This is a genomic window from Rhodanobacter hydrolyticus (assembly GCF_044904645.1).
Genome location: NZ_JADIKK010000008.1, coordinates 4,523,639 through 4,545,690 on the forward strand (window position 1 = coordinate 4,523,639; position 22,052 = coordinate 4,545,690).

Below are 22,052 nucleotides of genomic sequence, written 5' to 3' on the forward strand. Positions count from 1 at the left end.
TGTGCTCGCTCGAGGTGCCTGCGACAAGCAGCGCCGGGAGCTTGCACCTCTTGATCCGGTCCTGAGCTTTCTGCCGCACGCAATGCATCCAAGCGATGTCCGCGCGGCGGCGGCGTCCAGAGTCGAAGCATGAGGGGACGCGGAGTTCGTCTTTCGCCAGGTTCAAGCGGCCATGCCGCTTGGCAGAACAATGCATGAGGAGAGTACGGGTTCGCCATGGTTGCCTTGCCGTTTGTCCGCATCCCCGTGGCGCAAGCCCTGCGATTCACCGTGCCGGCCGCCGCCATGCTGCTTGCGGCTTGCGCGGTGGGCCCGAATTTCAAGGCGCCTGCGCCACCTGCCGTCAGCAGCTACACCCCGCATCCCGTTGCGGCGACGGCTGCCACGCCAGGCGTGGCAGCCGGCTCGGCCCAGCATTTCGATTCGGGCGCGGACATTCCCGGCGACTGGTGGACGCTGTTCCATTGCGCGCCACTCGACGCGCTGATCAAGCAGGCGCTGGCGCACAACCCGGACCTGAAGGCCGCGCAGGCAGCCCTGCGCGTGGCGCACGAGAACATGCTGGCGCAACGCGGCGCATTCTTCCCCAGCGTGTCGGCGAACCTGTCGGCCAGCCGCCAGCGCCAGGCCGGTTCGCTGGCTCCCGTGCCGGATTCCAATGCCTTCCTGTACAACCTGTACACGCCGCAGCTCTCGATTTCCTACACGCCCGACGTGTTCGGCGCGAACCGGCGCTCGGTCGAGTCGCTCAAGGCGCAGGAGCAGTCCGCACGCTTCCAGATGATCGCGGCCTGGAACACGCTGGCCTCGAACGTAGCGGTGGCGGCGATCCAGTTGGCCGCACTGCAGGCGCAGATCGACGCCACGCGGCAATTGGTCGACGAGAACACGAAGATGCTCGACATCCTGCGCTACCAGTTCGCCAAGGGTTACGCGAGCCGGGTCGATCTGGCCGCGCAGGAATCCCAACTGGCGCAGACCGAGGCAACACTGCCGCCACTGGAGAAGCAACTGGCGCAACAACGCGACCTGCTTGCGGTGCTGGCGGGCCGCTTCCCGTCGCAGGCAGCCGGCGACCAGATCACGCTGGACAGCCTGCACCTGCCCGAGGCTCTGCCGCTCTCCCTGCCTTCGGCCCTGGTGGCGCAACGGCCGGACGTGCGCCAGGCGCAGGCCAACCTGCATGCCGCCAGCGCCGAGGTCGGCGTGGCCACGGCTGCGCGGTTGCCTAACCTCACGCTCACCGCCGACACCGGCAGCACCTCGCTGGAGTTTTCCAAACTGTTCACCGGGGGCACCGGCTTCTGGGACATGGCGGCAGGCATCACCGCACCGATCTTCGAGGGCGGCACCCTGTTGCACCAGCAGCGCGCGGCGAAGGCCGCCTTTGTCGAGGCCGACGAGCAATACCGCAGCACCGTGCTTGCGGCGTTCCAGAACGTCGCCGACACGCTGGTCGCACTCGATCAGGACGCGAAGGCGCTGCAATCCGCGGCAAAGGCCGAGCAGGCCGCGAAGCTGACGCTGGACCTCACCGAGCACCAACTCAAGGCCGGTTATGCCAGCAACCTGCAATGGCTGACCGCCGAACAAACCTGGCAGCAGGCACGAATCACCCTCGTGCAAGCCCAGGCCAATCGCTTCGCCGACACGGCCGCGCTGTACCAGGCGCTGGGTGGCGGCTGGTGGCACCACTCCGATCTGAGCACGCAGTGACGATGAATAAACCTGCCTCGCCCTTCCCTGCCTCCATGCGCCATGGCGCTGCGCTCGCGGTCCTGCTCGCGGCTGTCGCACTTGGCGCCTGCTCGTCCAATACGGGCGAACCGGAGTCCGCTGCGACGACGCCGCAGAACGTCACCCTGACCCAGGCGCAGCAGCAGAGCATCCATCTGTACACGGTCGAACCCTCGTCCTACCAGACCGTGATCAACACCACCGGCATGGTGGATTTCGACCACAACCGCTCGACCGACGTGCTCGCGCCGATCTCGGGGCCGGTCGCGAAACTGCTGGTGACGCTGGGCCAGACGGTGAAGCAGGGAGAGGCGCTGGCCCTCGTGGATTCGCCCGACTTCGCCGCCGCGATAGACACGTACCGCAAGAACCTGGCCGCGGCCAAGGCGGCCGACCAGATCGCCTCGACCGACCGCGACCTCTACGCACACCAGGCGGTGTCGCAGCGCGAATACGCGCAGGCGCAATCCGACGCGGCTGGTGCCGATTCCGACCGCGATGCGGCGTTGCAGGTGCTGGTCGGCTTGCACGTCGACCCGAAAACCATCGCCGACATCCAGGCCGGCCGGCCGGTCACAGGCGGCTCCGGCGTGATCCGCGCCCCGATCGCTGGCACCGTCGTCGTCAAGTCGATCACGCCTGGGCAATTGCTGTCGGCGGGAACCACCGACTGCTTCACCATCGCCGATACCTCGAAGATGTGGGTGATGGGCCAACTGTTCGACCGCGAATTCGGTGCGGTGAAGGTAGGTGATCCCGCCGAGGTCGAAATCGGCGACGGCGACAAACCCGTCGCCGGCAAGGTCACCAACGTCGGCTCGGTGATCGACCCGAATACGCGTTCGGCGACCGCCCGCGTCGCGGTCGACAATGCGGACGGTGTATTGAAGCAGCAGATGTACGTCTCGGTGCGGATCCGGTCGCGCGACGCACGGACGGGCATCCTGGTCCCCGTATCGGCGGTATTGCGCGACGACGAGAACCTGCCCTTCGTCTACGTGGTCGCGCAGGACGGCGGCTATGCACGCATGCCCGTTACGCTGGGCGAGCGGATCGACGACCGTTACGTGATCCCGCAAGGCCTCCATACCGGCGACAAGGTGGTCATGGACGGCGCGATCTTCCTCAATTTCATCCAGACCCAATGATCGCCGCCCCGCCCCCCGACGCATCGAAGCGCGACGCTTCGATCATCAACCGCATCGTCGCCTTCGCGTTGCAGCAGCGCTTGCTCATCGTGCTGCTGTCGTGCGCGCTCACGGTCGCCGGCATCTGGGCCTACAACTCCCTGCCGATGGATGCGTATCCGGATCTGTCGCCACCCATGGCGGAAATCATTACCCAGTGGCCCGGCCATTCGGCGGAGGAAGTCGAACGCCTGATTTCGGTGCCGGTGGAACTGGGAATGAACGCGATCCCGGGCCTGGTGACCAAGCGCTCGATCTCGCTCTACGGGCTGTCGGACGTCACGCTCACCTATGCCAACGGCGTCGACGACTATTTCGCGCAACAGCAGGTGTACAACCGCCTGCCTGGCATCACCCTGCCCAGCGGCGTCACGCCATCGCTCTCGCCGATGTCGCCGCCGTCCGGCCTGGTCTACCGCTACGTGCTGCAGAGCTCCGACCGCTCGCCGATGGAGCTGAAGACCCTGGAAGACTGGGTGATCGCGCCGCAGTACCGGTCGGTGCCTGGCGTCGCCGACGATTCCGCGTTCGGCGGCGGCAACATGCAATACCAGGTGCTGCTCGACCCGGTGAAGGTCGCTGCGCTGGGCCTCAGCGTGACGCAGATCGAAGCCTCGCTCACCGCGAACAACAGCAACGCCGGCGGCGGCTTCTACCAGCAAGGCGGCCAGTTCTTCTACGTGCGCGGACTCGGGCGGATGGTGACGCTGGAGGACATCGGCAACGTGGTGCTGGCCGTGCACAACGGCACACCCGTGCTGGTGAAGGACGTGGGCAAGGTCGAGATCGGCATTGCACCGCGCCTGGGCGAGTTCGGCTACATGGGCCAGGACGACGCGGTCGAGGGTGTGATCCTGACGCTGACCGGGGCCAAGACCCAGAACGTGCTGCAGCGTGTCGAGGCCAAGACCAAGGAACTCAACGACGAGATCCTGCCGAAAGACGTCAAGATCCATCCGTTCTACGACCTCACCGACCTGATCCAGCAGACCAAGGAAGTGGTGCGGCACAACCTGCTGGTCGGGATGCTGCTGGTGATCGCGGTGCTAGTGTTCTTCCTGTACGACTTGCGCGCCGGCCTGATCGTCGCGGTCACGATCCCGCTGGCCCTGATGTTCGCGTTCTGCGGGCTGCACCTGCAGAACGCCTCGGCGAACCTGCTCTCGATCGGTGCGGTGGACTTCGGCATCCTGGTGGATGCCGCGGTGGTGATGGTGGAAAACATCTACCGCCAACTCGCTCTGCGCCAGGGCACTTCGCTGGACATCGGCGGCGTCATCCGCGACGCGGCGGCCGAGGTCGATCGCCCGCTGTTCTACGCGGTGGGCGTCATCGTGGCCGGCTTCCTGCCGATCTACGTGTTGAGCGGGCCGTCCGGCACGCTGTTCAAGCCGATGGCCGACACCATGATCTTCGCGATCGTCGGCTCCCTGATCGTCACGCTGACCCTGCTGCCGGTGCTCTGCGCGTGGTTCATGCGCAAGGGCGTGCGCGAACGCCGCAACACGATCTTCGAGTCCATCAAGACGCGCTATGCGAAATGGCTGGATACGTGCCTGGCGCATCCGTGGCGCATCACGATCGCCACGCTCGCGCTGCTCGGTCTGTCTCTGCTGCTGGTGCCTTTCATGGGCGCGGAATTCATGCCGCAGCTCGATGAAGGCGCCTTGTGGGTGCGCGCGACGATGCCCTACACGATCTCGTTCGACGAGGCCGCGAAAATCTCGCCGCAGATCCGCGAAGTTCTGCGCTCCTTCCCGGTCGTCACCACGGTGGCATCGGAACTGGCGCGTCCCGATGACGGCACCGATTCCACCGGCTTCTTCAACGACGAATTCTTCGTCGGCCTGAAGCCGTATTCGGAATGGCATGGTGCCTACCGCGACAAGCAGGCGCTGATCGCCGCGATCGACGCCAAGCTGCAGAAATTCCCTGGCATCCAGTTCAACTACACCCAGCCCGCCGAAGATGCGGTGGACGAGGCCGAGACCGGGCTGAAGAGCGCGCTGGCGGTGAAGGTGTACGGGTCGGACCTGCGCACGCTGCAGGCCAAGGGCAAGCAGATCAAGGCGGTGATGGAGAAAGTGCGCGGCATCACCGACGTGACGCTGGTGCACGAGCTGGGCCAGCCCAATCTCGCGATCAAGATCGACCGCGCCAAGACCGCGCGCTACGGCATCAACGTCGACGACATCAACAATCTGATCAATACCGCGGTCGGCGGCGACGTCGCCACCGAGGTGGTACAGGGCGAGAAGCAGTTCGACCTGGTGGTGCGCCTGCTCCCGCAGTACCGCAACAACCCGCAGCAGATCGGCGACATCCCGGTCGCGACACCGGGCGGCCAGCAGATCCCGTTGAAGGAATTCGCCGACATCACGGTCGAGAACGGCGCCTCCTTCATCTACCGCGAGAACGATTCGCGCTATATCGGCGTGCAGTTCTCGGTGCAGGGCCGCGACCTCGCCGGCGCGGTGGAGGATGCGATGGCGCAGGTCACGAAGCAGGTGAAACTGCCCCAGGGCTATCGTCTCGACTGGGGCGGCGAATACAAGGAATACACGGCCTCGCACCGGCAACTCAACATCGTGTTGCCGCTCACGCTGGCCGTCATCTTCCTGCTGCTGTTCGCGCTGTACGGCAACTTCAAGTTCCCGCTGATCACCGTGCTCGGCGTGCTGCTGTCGGCGCCGGTCGGTGGCATCGTCGCTCTATGGCTCACGCACACGCCGTTTTCCGTGTCATCCGGCATCGGCTTCCTGGCGCTGTTCGGCGTGTCGGTGCAGACCGCAGTGGTCTATATCTCCTACGTCAACGAGTTGCGCCTGGGCGGCACGCCGATCGACGAGGCCATACGCGAGGGAGCGATCCTGCGCCTGCGCCCGATCATGATGACCGCGCTCGTGGCCGCGCTGGGCCTGTTGCCGGCCGCCATCGCGGTCGGCGTCGGCACCGACACGCAAAAGCCGTTCGCGCTGGTGATCGTCAGCGGCCTGTTCACGCGGCTGGCAATCAGCATCTTCCTGATGCCCGCCCTGTACAGCCTCGTCGCGCGCAAGGACGACCGCCTGCAGGTGTGATCCTTCGTCCGAGGCGGGCTGCGCCGGCATCGGCGAGCCGGCCTGCAGGCTTAGGTTCGGCAGTCGGCGCGACGTGGCATCCGCTTTGGAGAAGCCTATCGACACGGAACGGTACGCACGCGTACCGTCCGCGGTCGAGCGTTCCGCGCTCAAGCTTCCCTCGCAACGACCGATACGCATGGCAGCAACGCGCGCGCTATTCGGAGTCATACATGCTGGTTCTCGTCGGATCGTTGGTCGTCATCGGTTGCGTGCTGGGCGGCTACGTGCTGTCGCATGGCCATCTGTTGGCACTGTGGCAACCTTACGAACTGCTGATCATCTTCGGTGGCTCGATCGGCGCCTTTCTCACCGCCAACTCCAGCAAGGTGGTGAAGGCCGCGCTGCACGACATGGCGGCCCTGTTCAAGGGGCCGGCCTACCGCCGGCAGGATTTCGTGGACCTGCTTTCGCTGCTGTACGACATCTTCAGCGCCATGCGCAAGGAAGGCCTGCTCGGCATGGAGGCGCACATCGAGGACCCGCAATCGAGCCCGCTGTTTGCGGCCTACCCGCGGCTGCTCGGCGAACGGCACATGGTTGAATTCATCACCGACTGCCTGCGCCTGATCGTTGGCGGAAACATGGAGGCGATCGAGCTGGAGTCGCTGCTCGACGCCGAGGTGGAGACCCACCACATGGAGGCCGAGGTACCCGCGATGGCCGTTTCGAAGATGGCCGACGCGCTGCCGGGCTTCGGCATCGTGGCGGCCGTGCTCGGCATCGTCACCACCATGTCCAATCTCTCTGGCGATACCTCCAAGATCGGCGAGCACATCGCCGGCGCGCTGGTCGGCACCTTTCTGGGCATCCTGCTGTGCTACGGCTTCATCGGCCCGTTGGCAGCAGCCATGGAGGCTCGCGTGCGCGAGGACGGCAAGGCCTTCGAATGCGTGAAGGTGGGCCTGATGGCCAACCTGCGCGGCTACAACCCCAAGGTCTCCGTCGAGTTCGCCCGCAAGGTGCTCTCCGCGCACGCTCGCCCGAACTTCCAGGACCTGGAGGAGCATCTCGGCAAGGTGCATTCCGGAGCCGGCGCGTGAGCGACGCCGCCCCGCCAATCATCATCAAGCGGGTGAAGAAGCGCGGCCACGGTCACCATGGCGGTGCCTGGAAGGTCGCCTACGCCGACTTCGTCACCGCGATGATGGCGTTCTTTCTGGTGATGTGGATCATCGGCGTCGGCACGCGCGAGCAGAAAGCCGCGATCTCCGAATATTTCCGCAACCCCAGCGCCACGCCAGGCACTGCCACGGTGGCGCCACCCGGCAAGGCCGGGCCCGGCGGCGCCAGCGACTCCCTGATCCAACTGGGCGGAGCGATGGATCTCTCGCACGGCCCAGGCAAGGATAGACACAACGGTCCGGTTGGCGCTCCCTCGAAGGACGAGATCGAAAAGCGCGCCCGCGAACTCGATCGTGCCCACCTGGAAGAACTGAAAGACGAACTGAACGCAGCGATCCAGAAGAGCCAGGCACTGGCGCCGTTCAAGGACCAGTTGCTGCTGGACATCACATCCGAGGGACTGCGCATCCAGATCGTGGACAAGCTCAACCGGCCGATGTTCGACCTGGGTAGCGCGCGGCTGCGGGACTACACGCAAACGCTGCTGGCGGAACTGGCCAAGTTCATCAACCGCGTGCCCAACCACATCAGCATCACCGGCCACACCGACGACGCCTCCTACGACAACAACAATGGCTACAGCAACTGGGAACTGTCCACCGACCGCGCCAACGCCGCGCGTCGGGCCCTGATCGCCGGCGGCATGCTGGACGACAAGGTGACCCGGGTGGTGGGCCTGGCCGCCTCGGTACCGCTGGACAAGGCCAACCCCAGTGATCCGATCAACCGGCGCATCAGCATCATCGTGATGACCAAGGAAGCCGAGGCCGAGGCGCTTTCACGCGGCATGGTGGACAACGCTCCGCAGTCCAACCGCGATACTCCGGCTTCGCCGACACCGGCGCCTTCTGTTCCGCCCGTGTCAGCAAATGATGCACATGTGCCGCTGGCGTCGCCCGGACCACCGTCCGCGGCCATCGCCACGTTGCCTGAACCGCCAACCTTGCACGCCGCGGGAAGCAAGCAAGGCGCCGGTTGAACGGGACCCGTCGCGGGCCGCCGCTTCCGCGGGCTGACATGCGCATCCTGGTCAGCTGGTTTGCCGCTGGAAGAACGACTGCCGGAGCTTCTTCAGTGCAGGGTGATCGTGGGCCAATTCACCGTCGTGCAGAAGTCCAACGACGGCTCGGCCCTGACCATCGAGGCGCAACGGCTCAGCGCCGGGCTTTGAAGAATTCCCGCAACATGGCCGACGACTCTTCGGCCAGCAGGCCACCCTGCACGGAGAGGCGGTGGTTGTGGCGCGGATCGATCAGGGTGTCGAACACGCTGCCGGCGGCACCGGTCTTGGGGTCGGTAGCCGCGTAGACCACACGGCCGATGCGGGCGTGTATCAAGGCCATCGCGCACATCGCGCATGGCTCCAGCGTGACATAGAGCGTGGCGCCGACAACGCGGTGGTTGGCGAGTCTTTCGCCGGCCGCGCGCAAAGCCATCACCTCTGCATGGGCAGTGGGATCGTGCAAGGTGATGTTGCGGTTCCAGCCCAGCCCGACAATTTCGCCGCCCAGCACCAGCACCGCACCTACCGGCACCTCGCCCTCGGCGTCACGGGCATGCGCGGCGAGCTGCAGCGCGCGGCGCATGTGGGCCTCGTCTTCGGCGGTGAAAGGCTGGCGGGTTTCTTCGGTCATGTGGGCAAACGGTAAACGATCACGAGAAAGCCGGCACTGCGCCGGCTTTCGGGGGCAAGCCAGAACCTATAAATAGACTCACTCCCACTCGATGGTCGCCGGCGGCTTGCCGCTGATGTCGTAGACCACGCGGGAAACGCCGCGCAGTTCGTTGATGATGCGGTTGGAGACCTTGCCGAGGAAGTCGTACGGCAGGTGCGCCCAGTGCGCGGTCATGAAGTCGATGGTTTCCACGGCGCGCAGTGCGATCACCCATTCGTAGGCGCGCGCGTCGCCCACCACGCCCACCGATTTCACCGGCAGGAACACGGCAAAGGCCTGGCTGGTCTTGTCGTAGAGATCCCAGGCGCGCAGCTCTTCGATGAAGATGGCGTCGGCGCGCGCCAGCAGTTCGGCGTACTCCGGCTTCACTTCGCCGAGGATGCGCACGCCCAGGCCCGGGCCGGGGAACGGATGGCGATAGACCATCGCGCGCGGCAGGCCGAGTTCCACGCCGATGCGGCGCACCTCGTCCTTGAACAGTTCGCGCAGCGGCTCGATCAGCTTGAGCTTCATGTGCTCGGGCAGGCCGCCCACGTTGTGGTGGCTCTTGATGACGTGGGCCTTGCCGGTCTTGCTGCCGGCCGACTCGATCACGTCGGGATAGATGGTGCCTTGTGCCAGCCACTTCACCTGGCCGTGGCCGGCGGCGGTGACTTTGGCGGATTCCTCGTCGAAGATCTCCACGAACAGGCGGCCGATGATCTTGCGCTTGGCTTCCGGGTCGGCCACGCCTTCCAGCGCCTTGAAATAGCGCTCGACGGCATTGACGCGGATGACCTTGACGCCCATGTGCTCGGCCATCGTGGCCATCACCTGGTCGCCCTCCTGCCAACGCAACAGGCCGGTGTCCACGAACACGCAGGTCAACTGCTCGCCGATCGCGCGGTGCAGCAGCGCGGCGACCACCGAGGAATCCACGCCACCGGAAAGGCCGAGCAACACGTGGTCGCTGCCCACCTGCGCGCGCACGCGGGCGATCTGGTCTTCGATGATGTTGGCCGCGGTCCACAGCGTGGCGCAGCCGCAAATGTCGGTGACGAAGCGCTTGAGCAGCGCGCTGCCCTGCTTCGTGTGTGTCACTTCGGGATGGAACTGCACGCCGTACCAGCGACGGGCCTCGTCCTCCATCACCGCGACGGGAATGCGGTCGGTGCTGCCGGTGATGGCAAAACCCGGCGGCGCCTTGCTGACGTGGTCGCCATGGCTCATCCAGACGTCGAGGCGGTGCGCATCGCCGTGATCGGAGAGACCGTCGAACAGCCGGCTTTTCGCCACGATGTCCACTTCCGCGTGGCCGAACTCGCGCTGGTCGGCGGCTTCCGTGGCGCCGCCCAACTGCGCGGCCAAAGTCTGCATGCCGTAGCAGATGCCGAGGATGGGCAGACCGGAGTCGAACACTTCCTGCGGCGCGCTTGGTGCATCTGGCAGCGTGGTGGATTCCGGGCCGCCGGAAAGGATGATGCCCTTGGCGCCGAACGCGGCGATCTCGGCCGGGTCGTGATCCCACGCCCAGATTTCGCAGTACACGCCAAGCTCGCGCACGCGACGCGCGATCAGCTGCGTGTACTGCGCACCGAAGTCGAGGATGAGGATTTTGTCGCTATGGATGTTGGTCATGGCGGCGTTGATCGGAAATCGAGAGAGAAAGGCCGGAACGCCGCAACGCTCTGACCTGCGAAAGTCTTCATGACCGTCATCCCGGCGAGGGCCGGGATCCAGTGACTTTTTTCGTGGCACCTGAGGCACTGGACTCCGGCCTGCGCCGGAACGACAAGAGGGAGCGCAAGCGCCCCCGCATTCGTCAGGAATTCAGCCGGTAGTTCGGCGCTTCCTTGGTGATCTGGATGTCGTGCGGATGCGCTTCGGTCACGCCGGCCGAAGTCACCTTCACGAACTGCGCCTTGTTGCGCACGTCGTCGATGGTGGCAGCGCCGAGGTAGCCCATCGAGGCACGCAAGCCGCCGATCAGCTGGTGGATAATGTTGCGCAGCGAACCGCGGTACGGCACGCGGCCTTCGATGCCTTCGGGCACCAGCTTGTCGGCGTCGGCTTCGTTGTCCTGGAAGTAGCGGTCCTTGGAGCCCAGCTGCATCGCGCCGATGGAGCCCATGCCGCGGTAGCTCTTGTACGAACGCCCCTGGAACAGCTCCACCTCGCCCGGCGATTCCTCGGTGCCGGCGAACATCGAGCCGAGCATGACCGAGCTTGCGCCCGCAGCCAGCGCCTTGGGGACGTCGCCGGAATAGCGGATGCCGCCGTCGGCGATCAACGGAATGGAATCCTTCAGCGCCGTGGCCACCATGTCGATGGCCGTGATCTGCGGCACGCCCACGCCTGCCACCACGCGGGTGGTGCAGATCGAACCGGGGCCCACGCCCACCTTCACCGCATCGGCGCCGGCGTCGCGCAACATCAGCGCGGCGTCGCCGGTGACGATGTTGCCGGCCACCACCTGCACCTGCGGGAACTGCTTCTTCACCCAGGCCACGCGATCGATCACGCCCTGCGAATGGCCGTGGGCGGTATCCACCACCAGCACGTCCACGCCGGCCTCGACCAGCGCCTCCACCCGGCGCTCGGTGTCGCCGCCCACGCCCACCGCGGCGCCGACCAGCAGCGCCTCGTTGCGGTCCTTGACCGAATTCGGGTTGTCACGCGCCTTCTGGATGTCCTTCACGGTGATCAGGCCGCGCAGTTGGAAGTCGTCGTTGACCACCAGCACCTTCTCGATGCGGTGCTTGTGCAGCAGCTGCAGCACCTCGTCCTGGCTGGCGCCTTCCTTCACCGTCACCAGGCGCTCCTGGCGGGTCATGATGTTGCGCACCGGGTCGTTGGGCTTGCGCTCGAAACGCATGTCGCGGCTGGTGACGATGCCGACCAGCTTCTCGCCTTCCACCACCGGCACGCCGGAGATGTTGTGCGCACGGGTGAGCTTGAGCACCTCGCTGATCGAGGTGTCCGGGCTCACGCTGAAGGGGTTGCGGATCACGCCCGCCTCGAACTTCTTCACCAGGCGCACTTCGGCGGCCTGCTGCTCGAGCGTCATGTTCTTGTGGATGATGCCTATGCCGCCCTGCTGCGCCATGGTGATGGCGAGGCGCGCTTCGGTCACGGTGTCCATCGCCGCGGAGACGATCGGGATGTTCAGGCGCAGATTGCGGGTGAACCGGGTGGAGGTGTCCACGTCGCGCGGCAGCACGGTGGAATGGCCCGGAACGAGGAAGACGTCGTCGTAGGTGAGAGCCTCGGCGAGAATGCGCATGGTATGCCCCGCTGCAAAGAGAGGATTATACGCGGCACTGCAGCATGCCGCCAGCGCGGCAGCTGAATCTCAACGCGCTTCGGCGGCTTCCAGCGTGTTTTCCATCAGCGTGGCCACGGTCATCGGGCCGACGCCGCCGGGTACCGGCGTGATCCAGCTGGCACGTTCGGCGGCCGGTGCGAATTCCACGTCGCCCACCAGCCGACCGTCGTCGAGGCGGTTGATGCCGACGTCGACCACCACGGCGCCAGGCTTGATCCATTCGCCCTTCACCAGCCCCGGACGGCCCACGGCGACGATCACGATGTCGGCCTGGCGCACATGGCCTTCCAGGTCGCGGGTGAACTTGTGGCAGCAGGTGGTGGTGCAGCCGGCAATCAGCAGCTCCAGCGCCAGCGGACGGCCCACGTGGTTGGAGACGCCAACAACCACGGCATGCTGTCCGCGCACCGGTCGGTCGGTGTGGCCAAGCAGGGTCATCACACCCTTGGGCGTGCACGGACGCAGGCCGAAGCGACGCAGCGCGAGGCGCCCCACGTTCACCGCCTGGAAGCCGTCCACGTCCTTGGCCGGATCGATGCGGTCGACCAGCGCATCCTCGTCGATGTGCTCCGGCAACGGCGACTGCACCAGGATGCCGTGCACCTCCGGATCGGCGTTGAGCCGATCGATCAGCGCGAACAGTTCTTCCTGGGTCGTGCTGGCCGGAAGGTCGTAGTCGAACGAGCGGAAACCCACCTGATGGCAGGCCTTGCGCTTGTTGCGCACATACACCGAGGACGCCGCGTCGTCGCCCACGAGCACCACGGCCAGCCCGGGTGCAGGACGGCCCTGGGCCTTGCGCTCGGCGACGCGCCTGCCGATCCGATCCAGCAGTTCCTGCGCGATGCGTTTGCCGTCGAGGATGCGTGCGCTCATGGGGCTTTTCTGTTTGCAAAGCGCAACATTATCCTGACTGTCCGCCACCCGCACAAACCTACTTTGCCCATGCCCTTACAAAATCCCCCCGGACCCGCGGAGCTCGCTATCCCGCCACTCGCCTTGCGTCCCTGGCGGGACGATGACGCGCAAGCCTTGCACGAGGCCATCCGGGAGTCGCTGGACAGCGTGGGGCGATGGCTGCAGTGGTGCCACGTGAACTATGACCTGGACGCCGCGCGCCAGCGCATCGCCGCCTGCAAGCAGGGCTGGGATGCAGGCGGCCAGTACGCCTTCGCGGTATTCGACGCGACCGGGCGGCTGGCGGGTGGTGTTGGCCTCAACCAGTTGGACGAACGCAATATGCGCGGCAATCTCGGCTACTGGATGCGCACTTCCGTCAACGGTCGTGGGTATGCCGCGCACGCTGCACGCGCTGTTGCGGTATTCGGCTTTGAAACGCTGGGATTGCAGCGGATCGAGATTGTCGCGGCCACAGGCAACCTCGCCAGCCAGCGCTGTGCCGAGCGCATCGGCGCCAGGCGCGAAGGTATTGCAAGAAGCCGCGTGTTGATGCACGGGCAATCCGAAGATGCCGTGGTCTACGGGTTGGTGCCGACCGACCTCGATCAGCCGGCCGCGGCGCAGAATGCGGCGATGTCTTCGTAACCCGTGAAACATGCGCCCACTCCGCAGCCCGGGCAAGCCGGATCACGCGGCAGGCGCGTCTCGCGGAAACGCATGCCCAGCGCGTCGAAGGACAGCAGGCGGCCGACCAGGGAGTCGCCCAACCCGAGGATCAGCTTGAGCGCCTCGGTGGCCTGCAGCAGGCCCACGATGCCGGGCAGCACGCCGAGCACGCCGGCTTCGCTGCAGTTCGGCGCATCGGCCGCCGCCGGCGGCTCGGGAAACAGGCAGCGGTAGCACGGCGAATCCGCCCGGCGCGGATCGAACACGCTGACCTGGCCGGTGAAGCGCTCCACCGCGCCGTAGACCATCGGCAGCTTCAGTCGCTGCGAAGCCGCGGCGAGCAGGTAACGTGCGGGGAAATTGTCGGCGCCATCGATCAGCACATCGTGGCCTTCGAGCAGACGTTCCACGTTGCCGACATGCAGGCGTTCGTTGCATGTCCGGATGCGCACGCGCGGGTTCAATGCACTCAGCGCGATACGTGCCGATTCGGTCTTGGCCATGCCCACGCGCGCGTCGGCGTGGATCACCTGCCGGTGCAGGTTGGAACGCTCCACGCGGTCGTCGTCGATCAGCGTGAGTTGCCCCACGCCAGCCGCGGCGAGATACAGCGACGCCGGCGCACCCAGGCCGCCGGCGCCGAGCAGCACGACCTTCGCTTCCGCGAGCCTTGCCTGCCCCGCTTCGCCCACTTGCGGCAGGCGCAACTGGCGCGCATACCGCTCGGCCGCATCGGCATCCAGTGCCCCGGTAACGATGGGCAAGCCCTCACTTTTCCAGCGCTCAAAGCCGCCGGCCACAGAACGCACGTCGCGATAGCCCATGCGTTGCAGGGTTTCCGCTGCCAGCAACGAACGCACGCCGCTGCCGCACAAAGTGAGGATGGGACGTGCGCGATCCGGCTCGGCCTGCTCGATGCGCAGTTCCAGGAAGCCACGCGACAAGCCCAGCGCATCCGCCGGCGTGCCGGCGGCGCGTTCGCCGTCCTCGCGCACGTCGACCAGCAAGGCGCCTTGCGTCTGGCACGCGAGCGCATCGGCAGGAGACAGCTCGGGAATGCGACCGCGGAGCTCGGCCAGCAAGGTGTCGCGATGGGTATGGGGAGGCATGTGCGAAGTGTAGCGCGCCGTCCCCCTCTCCCCAGCGGGGAGAGGGTCGGGGTGAGGAGACGGGCTGGCGATGAAGGAGCTACGAAGCGTGCTTCGATGGTGTGCTTTTGCGAGCACCCACCCCTCACCTCAATCCTCACCCCGGCGGGGAGAGGAAGCAAACGGGCCAAGCGGGTTCGTGCTTTCCGCGAAGTGGCGACCTGCAACCGGCGCGGGTGCCATGGATGCCGGTTCGATTGAAGTGGCCTATTTCTTGCGCTTCTTCATCTCACGGATCATGCGCTGGCGCTTGCGCATCTGGCCTTCAGTGAGCACGTTCTTCTTGCCGGCATAGGGATTCTCGCCCTCGCGGAACACGATGCGGATCGAGGTGCCTTCGAGCTTGTAGCGCTTGCGGAAGAAGTTTTCGAGGTAGCGCTGGTAGGCCGGCGCGATGTGCTTGGTGCGGCTGCCATGGATCACGATAGTCGGCGGATTGCTGCCGCCGGGATGGGCGAAGCGCAGCTTGGGTGCATGCCCGCGCACCAACGGCGGCTGGTAGTTCTGGTAGGCCTTTTCCAGCGAACGGGTGAGGTCGGACGAATTCAGTTCCTTGGTCGCGGAAGCATGCGCGCGCACGACGGCCCGCATCAGCTCGCGCAGACCGGAGCCGTGCAAGGCGGAGATGTAGACGTGCTTCGCCCACTCCACGAACTGCAGGCGGCGCGCCAGCGCTTCCTGGCAGCGTTCGCGCTGGTAGGCATCGAGGCCATCCCACTTGTTCACCGCGATCACCAGTGCCCTGCCCTCGTCCAGCGCGTGGCCGATCAGGGTGAGGTCCTGGTCCGCGAGGTTTTCGCGCGCGTCGATCAACATCACCACGACCTGCGCGGCGGCCATCGACTGCAGGGTCTTGATGACGCTGAACTTCTCCACCGCTTCCTCGACGCGCGCGCGGCGACGGACGCCGGCGGTGTCGATCAGGGTGTACTTGCGGCCGTCGCGCTCCAGCGGCACGCGGATCGGGTCGCGCGTGGTGCCGGCGACGTCGGAGACGATCAGCCGGTCTTCGCCGAGCAGGCGATTGATCAGGGTGGACTTGCCCGCGTTCGGTCGGCCGACGATGGCGACGCGGATGCTGTCGCTCTCGTCCGGCGCAAGTTCCCCGTCCGTGTCCTCCGGCAACAGCGGCTGCAGCGTGGCGAGCAGGCGATCGGTGCCGCGGTTGTGCGCGGCGGACAACGGCAGCGTGGCGGCGATGCCGAAGGCGGCGAACTCGGCCAGCGCGGCCTGCTCGTCGAGGCCGTCGGTCTTGTTGACCGCGGCGATGATGGGCTTGCCGCTACGGCGCAGCTCGTCGAGGATGGTGCGATCCTGCGGCAGCAGGCCGTCGCGCGCGTCCAGCACGAACACCAGCGCCTGCGCTTCGTCGATGGCGAGGCGCACCTGCTGCGCAGTGAGCGCATCGAGGCCTTCTTCCACGCCGGAAAGACCGCCGGTATCGACCACCACAAATGGTCGCTCTTCTACGAGATGGCAGATACCGTAATGGCGATCGCGCGTGACGCCCGGCAGGTCGGCCACCAGGGCGTCGCGGCTGCGCGTCAGCGCGTTGAAAAGGGTCGATTTACCGACATTGGGGCGACCGACCAGGGCGACGACGGGCAGCATGACAGCGCATGGTTCCCGGCGATCAGTGCGCAGCGAGGCGGTAAGCGCCGATATGGCCCTTCACATCCTCGACGTACACAGTGTCGCCCACTACCAGCGGCTGGGCCTGGATCGGCTTCTTGGACAGGCGGATGCGCGCGGCCAGTGCGCCGTCGCTGGTCTGCAACCAATGCACGAAACCGTAGGCGTCAGCGACCACCACATAGTTGCCCTGCACCGCGGGGCCAGTGAGCCAGCGGTACTTGAGCTTGGCGTCCTTCCACATGTCGGAGCCGCTGCTGCGGTCGAATGCCCACACTTCGCCCTGGTCGTCCACGCCATAGAGGGCACTGCCTCCCAGGCTCAGCGAGGTGTAGGTGGAGAACGGGTGCGACCACAGCGGGCGGCCGCTGGGGCCGTCGATCGCGGTGAGGTCGCCATGATAGGCGGAACCATACAGCGTGCTGCCATCGAGCAGGATCGTGCCGTCCGCGTCGTCGAGACGCTCGATATCGGTACGACCGTCGCCATTGGCCAGCCGCTGTTCCCACAGCTTCTCGCCGTTGTCCTGGCGCAGCGCGACCAGCTTGCCGTCGTCGCTACCGATGAATACCACGCCGTTCGCCGCCAGCGGCGTACCGTAGCCGCGGAGGCTGAGCGAGGGCACGGTACCCTGGTCGTAAACCCAGCGGCGCTTGCCGGTGGCGGCGTCGAGGCCGTACACGCGGCCGTCCTGGGTGCGCGCGATCACCAGATCCCCGCTGATCGCCGGTGCGGCGGTCACTTCGGAATCCAGCTCGGACGACCACAACGGGCTGCCGTCCTTCGGGTTCATGCCGTAGACATACCCGTCCAGTGTTCCCACCGCGAGCAGGTTGCCGGCCACGGCAGGGCTGCCGGCATAGGAGCCGTCGGGAATCGCCTTCCCTTTCTTGCCGCCGAAGCCGAACCAGCCCTTCTTGACCTTGGTGGTCTTTTCCCACAGCTGCTTGCCGCTGGCGGCGTCGAACGCGGCAATCTTGCCGTCGGTGCTCACCGCATACAGCACGCCGTCAACCACGGTCGGACGCAGGCGCACACCGCTGATGCCGGCGCCATCGCCAATGCGCGCCGTCCAGACCTTGCTGACCTGTACGGTGGGCGTGAAGTGCTTGTCCAGCGGGGTCGGCGGCTCGATGTTCTTCTTCTTGAACGAATTACAGCCAGCCAGCAGCGCCAGCGAACCCAAAGCAAGCAGCCATGCGCTCTTCTTCACCACGTCTTTCATGCACCCTGCTTCCCGGCCACGGCCAGATCGTCGATTTTCATCTGCAGGACGGCGTGTTGCGGCGCGTCCTCACCCAATGCCGCCATCGCCGCCTGGTATGCCCTGCGTGCGTCGTCGGCGCGTCCCAACTTGACCAGTGCGTCGCCGCGGAGTTCCTGATTCAGGCCGGTGTAATCGCCGGCCGGCATGGCTTCCAGCGTGGCCAAAGCGGCCTGACCGTCGCCCTTGGCCAATTGCACGCGAGCCATGCGCAACTGCACCAACGACTTCAGCGCCGGACTGGCGGCATGCGCCGCAGCCCACTGCAGCGAAACGATGGCTTTGTCGAACTGCTTGTCCTGCACTTGCTGCTTCGCACGGTCGCTGACCGCAAACAGTGCATAGGGCGACTTGGCGTAGTCCTTCATCAACTCGTCGACGAAGGCCGTTGCAGCATCCGGCTTGCCGCTGGCGATCGCCACATCGGCCTGCTGGTACAGCGTGGCCGCAGCGGCCTCGCTATTGGCCTGGTGCTTGCGCCACTGCTGCAGACCGAAAATGCCGACCAGGCCGATCGCGATGCCAACGGCGATGGAGAGACCGTTTTCGCGCAGCCATTTCTGGACACGTTCGCTTTGTTCGTAATCGTCGTATGCGTCGAATGCCATGCTTCACCGTTCGTGGGTGCCGCGCGCTATGCGCACGCCGGCCGGAGGCGAGAAAACGGCTCGCCTTCACCCTTCGCCCGAAGTCGGACGAAGAATGGGCAAGCATAACCGAAATGAATGGTTCGCAGGCGCGGCAGCGCGCGTCAGAGAACGGCTGCAGTAGCCTTGCCGGCAGCAATCTGCATGCGGAAATGCGCCACGTTGGCATGGCGCAACGCATCGAGTGCCACGGGTTGGCCGTCGATGCTCATCTGCGCACCATCGGCATTGCCGATGCGCACATCCAGCGGTTGGTCGCTGCGCCATGTCTTGCTGGTTCCGGCGGGCAGCAGACCGTATTCCAGCCGCGAGCCATCCTGCCCGACCACCTCGACCCAACTGGCAGCAGTCAGGCTCAGCGTGATGCTGTGGCCACCCGTACCGACGGTAGCCGCCGTGGCGCCTGCACTCTCCGCTGGCGCCGGTACGCTGGCCTTCGGCGATGCCAAGCTGCCATTGTCCATGCTCGGGAACGGCGCCATCGAAGCCATCAGCGGCTGGTCGTCCGAAGGTTGCGCATCAGGGGCTTTTGCCACCAGGGTCGGCGCAGTCGACTTGGCTGGCGCCGCAACCTGTTGCGTGTCCTGCTGGGCCACCGGCGAGGCGTCCAGCGGAGTCAGGTGGCTGAGGTCGCGATCCAGCGTGCTGCGCACACCAAACCAGACCGTGGGTACCGCGATGACCAGGGTCAGCACCACATAGGTGGCAGCGGTGGCATAACGGTCGAACAGGAAACGCGAGTGCGAAATGCCGCCGGTGGCGACAAGTGCCGGCTCGACATGGTGGGCACGCGCCAGTTCGGCCTGGATCGCCGTATCGTCGATGCCCAGGTACTGGCTGTACTTGCCGATATAGCTGGCCAGGTAGACCCGCGAATCGATGCCGTCGTGCTCGCCATGCTCCAGCTTGCGGAGGATGCGCAGCGGCAACCTCAAGGCATGCGCGCAAGCCCCCAGCTCAAGCCCGCGAGCTTCGCGCGCCGCGCGCAGGCGATTGCCGAAGGCGACATCGGGGTCGGCTTGCACAACCATTGCAAAGCTGGCTTCCGTGTTTCCATCCTGCTGGGCGAACAGATCGGGCGCGGCCGGATCTTGGCCGGACTGGGAAGGCTGCATGTTGTTCATGGACGACTGGCGGTGGCTTTCAGGGCGCGGGCCTGTTCCGAGTCCGGGAACTGGCCCTGCAAACGCCCGAGATAAGACTGGGCTGCATCCGTATTGCCCAAGCGCGATTCGATATCGTAACCAAGCTTGAGGGAGGCCGCAGTCGGCTTGCCCAACGCATCGAAGCGCTGGATGAAAGCCCTGGCACGAAATGCATCCCCTTGCGTATAGAGTACTTCGGCAAGGTGGAAAAGTGCATCGCCATTGCCCGGATTTCGCGCGATTGCGTCACGAAAACTCGCTTCTGCGCCGGCCTGATCACCCATCTTCAACTGGCAGATACCGGCGTTGGTAAGTGCCATATCCGGCGTGGCGTAGAACGGGTCGGCCACGGCCTTCCTGAAATAGCCGAGGGACTCCTGCTCCTTGCCGGTGCTGCACAAGAACTGGCCCAGATTGTTGTTCACATCGCCCTTGTCCGGGGCGAGCGCAACCGCTTGGCGGTAATTGGTCTCCGCCTCGGGGAGCTTGTTGATCTTCTCGTAGACGAACGCGATCACGGTGTGAGCAGGGATGTAGTTCGGGTCGAACTGCAACGCCAGCTTCAGTTTGTCCAGCGCCCCTTCCAGATTGCCCGCGGCCAGGTAGTGCTGGGCCAGGTCGGTATGGATACGGGCTGCATCCTCGCGCTGATCGGCTTTGCTGGCCTTGGGGATATGGTCGGTCGGCCCGGGGCCGTTGCCGTCGTTGTGCACTGTCACGCAGCCGGCCAGCGCCAGCATGAGGCTGAGTCCAACCAGCGATTTACAGCGCATGCGCCTCCCCTTGTTCCACGCGTTGGCGAATCCCCGCACTGCGGCGGGTGCGATCGTTCACTTGCCCGGCCAGCTGGCCGCAGGCGGCGTCGATGTCGTCGCCGCGGGTGCGACGCAGCATGGTGAGAATGCCGGCATTGAGCAACTGGGTCTGGAACGCTCGGATGGTTTCGGCATCGGAGCGCTCGAAGCGCGTGCCCGGGAAGGGATTGAACGGGATCAGGTTGACCTTGCAGGTCGGCAGCTTGCGCATGAAGCGGATCAGCTGCTTCGCATGCTCCGGCTGATCGTTCACGCCCTTCATCAAGGTATATTCGAAGGTGATCGAGGTGCGTGGCTTGCGCGCGATCCAGCGCTGGCAGGCCGCAGTGAGCTCGGCCAGCGGATAGCGCTTGTTGAGCGGCACCAGCTCGGTGCGCAGCTCGTCATTGGCCGCGTGCAGCGACACCGCCAGCGACACGTCGATGACTTCCGACAGCTTGTCGATCATCGGCACCATGCCGGCGGTGGACAGCGTGACACGCTTGGATGCAAGGCCGAAGCCCAGGTCATCGCGCATCAGGCTCATCGCCCGCACCACGTTGTCGAAGTTCGCCAGCGGCTCACCCATGCCCATCATCACCACATTGGTGATGCGACGGTTCTGGTGGGTGACGTTGCCCAGCTGCTTCGCCGCCACCCACATCTGGCCGATGATCTCGGCGGTGGCGAGGTTGCGGTTGAAACCCTGCGCGCCGGTGGAGCAGAACTGGCAGTTCAGCGCGCAACCGATCTGCGAGGAGACGCACAGCGTGCCGCGGGTGGGTTCGGGGATGTACACCGCCTCCACCGCGTTGCGGCCGTCCATGCCCAGCAACCACTTGTGCGTGCCGTCGGCAGCAGCCTTGTCCACCAGGGTCTGCGGAGGGCCGACGTGGCAGCTCGCCTCGAGCTTGGCGCGCAGCGCCTTGCCCACGTCGGTCATGTTGCCGAAATCGGACTCGAGGTGGTGGTAGATCCACTTCATCACCTGCTCGGCGCGATACGGCTTCTCGCCAAGCTGCGCGAAGAAATCGCGCAGACCCTGACGATCGAAGTCGAGCAGGTTGACCTTGCCGGCGGCGCCGGGCTGATCGGATGGAATGGCGGCTACCTGGTTCATGTCCTTGTTTCAGAGTGCGGCCATGGATGGCCGCTTTTTGATTTTCGCGTTCACGGATGAACGCTTTGGTTTAACTCGTGCGGCCGTGGACGGCCGCTTCTTGATCTTTGCGTTCTAAAGGTGAACGCATTACCTCGCGTGCACTTCGGTAGAAGCGAAGAAGTAGGCGATCTCGACTGCAGCCGTCTCGGCAGCGTCGGAACCGTGCACGGCGTTCGCGTCGATGGAGTCGGCGAAGTCGGCGCGGATCGTGCCGGGCGCGGCTTCCTTCGGATTGGTGGCGCCCATCAGCTCGCGGTTCTTGAGGACGGCGTTCTCGCCCTGCAGCACCTGGATCATCACCGGGCCGGAGATCATGAAATCCACCAGCGCCTTGAAGAACGGACGCTCCTTGTGCACGGCATAGAAACCTTCGGCTTCGGCGCGCGACAGCTGCTTCTGCTTGGCGGCGACAACCTTGAGACCGGCCTTTTCGAAACGGGCGTAGATCTCGCCGATCACGTTCTTGGCGACGGCGTCAGGCTTGATGATGGAAAGGGTGCGCTCCAGCGCCATGGGTGTGCTCCGGTAAAGGGGATCGAAATGTGA

At 65.5% G+C, this 22,052-nt stretch carries 18 protein-coding genes; 6 read left to right on the forward strand and 12 right to left on the reverse strand.

The features are described 5' to 3' along the window. Positions 1 to 216: 216 nt before the first annotated feature. From ISP25_RS22765 to motB, 5 genes are all read left to right on the forward strand, one after another. Positions 217 to 1,716 carry an efflux transporter outer membrane subunit gene (locus ISP25_RS22765; RefSeq protein WP_404611953.1) on the forward strand — a complete coding sequence of 500 codons (1,500 nt, stop codon included), beginning with the start codon at positions 217 to 219 and terminating at the stop codon, positions 1,714 to 1,716. Positions 1,717 to 1,718: 2 nt separating this feature from the next. After that, positions 1,719 to 2,885 carry an efflux RND transporter periplasmic adaptor subunit gene (locus ISP25_RS22770; protein ID WP_404611955.1) on the forward strand — a complete coding sequence of 389 codons (1,167 nt, stop codon included), beginning with the start codon at positions 1,719 to 1,721 and terminating at the stop codon, positions 2,883 to 2,885. Continuing rightward, positions 2,882 to 6,004, forward strand: a complete 3,123-nt coding sequence (locus tag ISP25_RS22775) for an efflux RND transporter permease subunit (RefSeq protein WP_404611957.1) — start codon at positions 2,882 to 2,884, stop codon at positions 6,002 to 6,004. Before ISP25_RS22770 ends, ISP25_RS22775 begins: the two co-directional genes overlap by 4 nt. A gap of 212 nt (positions 6,005 to 6,216) precedes the next feature. Continuing rightward, entirely contained in the window at positions 6,217 to 7,086 is an 870-nt protein-coding gene (gene motA, locus ISP25_RS22780; RefSeq protein WP_192157288.1) for a flagellar motor stator protein MotA, read from the forward strand. Beyond that, on the forward strand, positions 7,083 to 8,147 hold the full coding sequence (gene motB, locus ISP25_RS22785) for a flagellar motor protein MotB (RefSeq protein WP_192157286.1): 1,065 nt from the start codon (positions 7,083 to 7,085) through the stop codon (positions 8,145 to 8,147). Before motA ends, motB begins: the two co-directional genes overlap by 4 nt. Positions 8,148 to 8,322: 175 nt before the next feature. On the opposite strand, the gene tadA is transcribed toward motB, so the two are convergent. From tadA to folD, 4 genes are all read right to left on the reverse strand, one after another. Next, positions 8,323 to 8,802, reverse strand: a complete 480-nt coding sequence (gene tadA, locus ISP25_RS22790) for a tRNA adenosine(34) deaminase TadA (protein ID WP_404611960.1) — start codon at positions 8,800 to 8,802, stop codon at positions 8,323 to 8,325. A 78-nt stretch (positions 8,803 to 8,880) separates the two neighbouring features. Further along, complete coding sequence (guaA, locus tag ISP25_RS22795) at positions 8,881 to 10,461, reverse strand: glutamine-hydrolyzing GMP synthase (RefSeq protein WP_404611962.1); 1,581 nt, start codon at positions 10,459 to 10,461, stop codon at positions 8,881 to 8,883. Positions 10,462 to 10,645: 184 nt separating this feature from the next. Further along, positions 10,646 to 12,106, reverse strand: coding sequence for an IMP dehydrogenase (gene guaB, locus ISP25_RS22800; RefSeq protein ID WP_192157280.1), 1,461 nt, complete (start codon positions 12,104 to 12,106; stop codon positions 10,646 to 10,648). Between the two features lie 69 nt (positions 12,107 to 12,175). Continuing rightward, positions 12,176 to 13,024, reverse strand: coding sequence for a bifunctional methylenetetrahydrofolate dehydrogenase/methenyltetrahydrofolate cyclohydrolase FolD (gene folD / locus ISP25_RS22805; protein WP_192157278.1), 849 nt, complete (start codon positions 13,022 to 13,024; stop codon positions 12,176 to 12,178). Positions 13,025 to 13,093: 69 nt separating this feature from the next. On the opposite strand from folD, the gene ISP25_RS22810 reads away from it, so the two are divergent. Next, on the forward strand, positions 13,094 to 13,693 hold the full coding sequence (locus ISP25_RS22810) for a GNAT family N-acetyltransferase (protein ID WP_404611965.1): 600 nt from the start codon (positions 13,094 to 13,096) through the stop codon (positions 13,691 to 13,693). Here ISP25_RS22810 and moeB read toward each other — a convergent pair. From moeB to ndk, 8 genes are all read right to left on the reverse strand, one after another. Continuing rightward, a complete protein-coding gene (gene moeB / locus ISP25_RS22815; protein ID WP_404611966.1) occupies positions 13,654 to 14,823 on the reverse strand; it encodes a molybdopterin-synthase adenylyltransferase MoeB in 1,170 nt (389 codons plus the stop codon). The genes ISP25_RS22810 and moeB overlap by 40 nt on opposite strands. Before the next feature lie 246 nt (positions 14,824 to 15,069). Next, positions 15,070 to 16,473 (reverse strand): ribosome biogenesis GTPase Der, encoded by a 1,404-nt coding sequence (gene der, locus ISP25_RS22820; RefSeq protein WP_192157273.1) that lies wholly within the window; start codon positions 16,471 to 16,473, stop codon positions 15,070 to 15,072. 22 nt (positions 16,474 to 16,495) lie between these two features. Continuing rightward, the gene (gene bamB / locus ISP25_RS22825) at positions 16,496 to 17,719 is read right to left on the reverse strand and encodes an outer membrane protein assembly factor BamB (protein ID WP_192157271.1); all 1,224 of its coding nucleotides are present in this window, start codon (positions 17,717 to 17,719) and stop codon (positions 16,496 to 16,498) included. Beyond that, a complete protein-coding gene (locus ISP25_RS22830) occupies positions 17,716 to 18,366 on the reverse strand; it encodes a YfgM family protein (protein WP_192157269.1) in 651 nt (216 codons plus the stop codon). Before ISP25_RS22830 ends, bamB begins: the two co-directional genes overlap by 4 nt. A 143-nt stretch (positions 18,367 to 18,509) precedes the next feature. Next, positions 18,510 to 19,529, reverse strand: coding sequence for a helix-turn-helix domain-containing protein (locus ISP25_RS22835; protein WP_404611969.1), 1,020 nt, complete (start codon positions 19,527 to 19,529; stop codon positions 18,510 to 18,512). Next, positions 19,526 to 20,290 carry a type IV pilus biogenesis/stability protein PilW gene (pilW, locus tag ISP25_RS22840; RefSeq protein WP_225578327.1) on the reverse strand — a complete coding sequence of 255 codons (765 nt, stop codon included), beginning with the start codon at positions 20,288 to 20,290 and terminating at the stop codon, positions 19,526 to 19,528. The genes ISP25_RS22835 and pilW overlap by 4 nt, the downstream gene beginning before the upstream one ends. Positions 20,291 to 20,312: 22 nt before the next feature. Continuing rightward, positions 20,313 to 21,464 carry a 23S rRNA (adenine(2503)-C(2))-methyltransferase RlmN gene (gene rlmN, locus ISP25_RS22845; protein WP_192157263.1) on the reverse strand — a complete coding sequence of 384 codons (1,152 nt, stop codon included), beginning with the start codon at positions 21,462 to 21,464 and terminating at the stop codon, positions 20,313 to 20,315. Positions 21,465 to 21,593: 129 nt separating this feature from the next. Then, positions 21,594 to 22,019 (reverse strand): nucleoside-diphosphate kinase, encoded by a 426-nt coding sequence (gene ndk, locus ISP25_RS22850; protein WP_192157261.1) that lies wholly within the window; start codon positions 22,017 to 22,019, stop codon positions 21,594 to 21,596. Positions 22,020 to 22,052 lie beyond the last annotated feature (33 nt).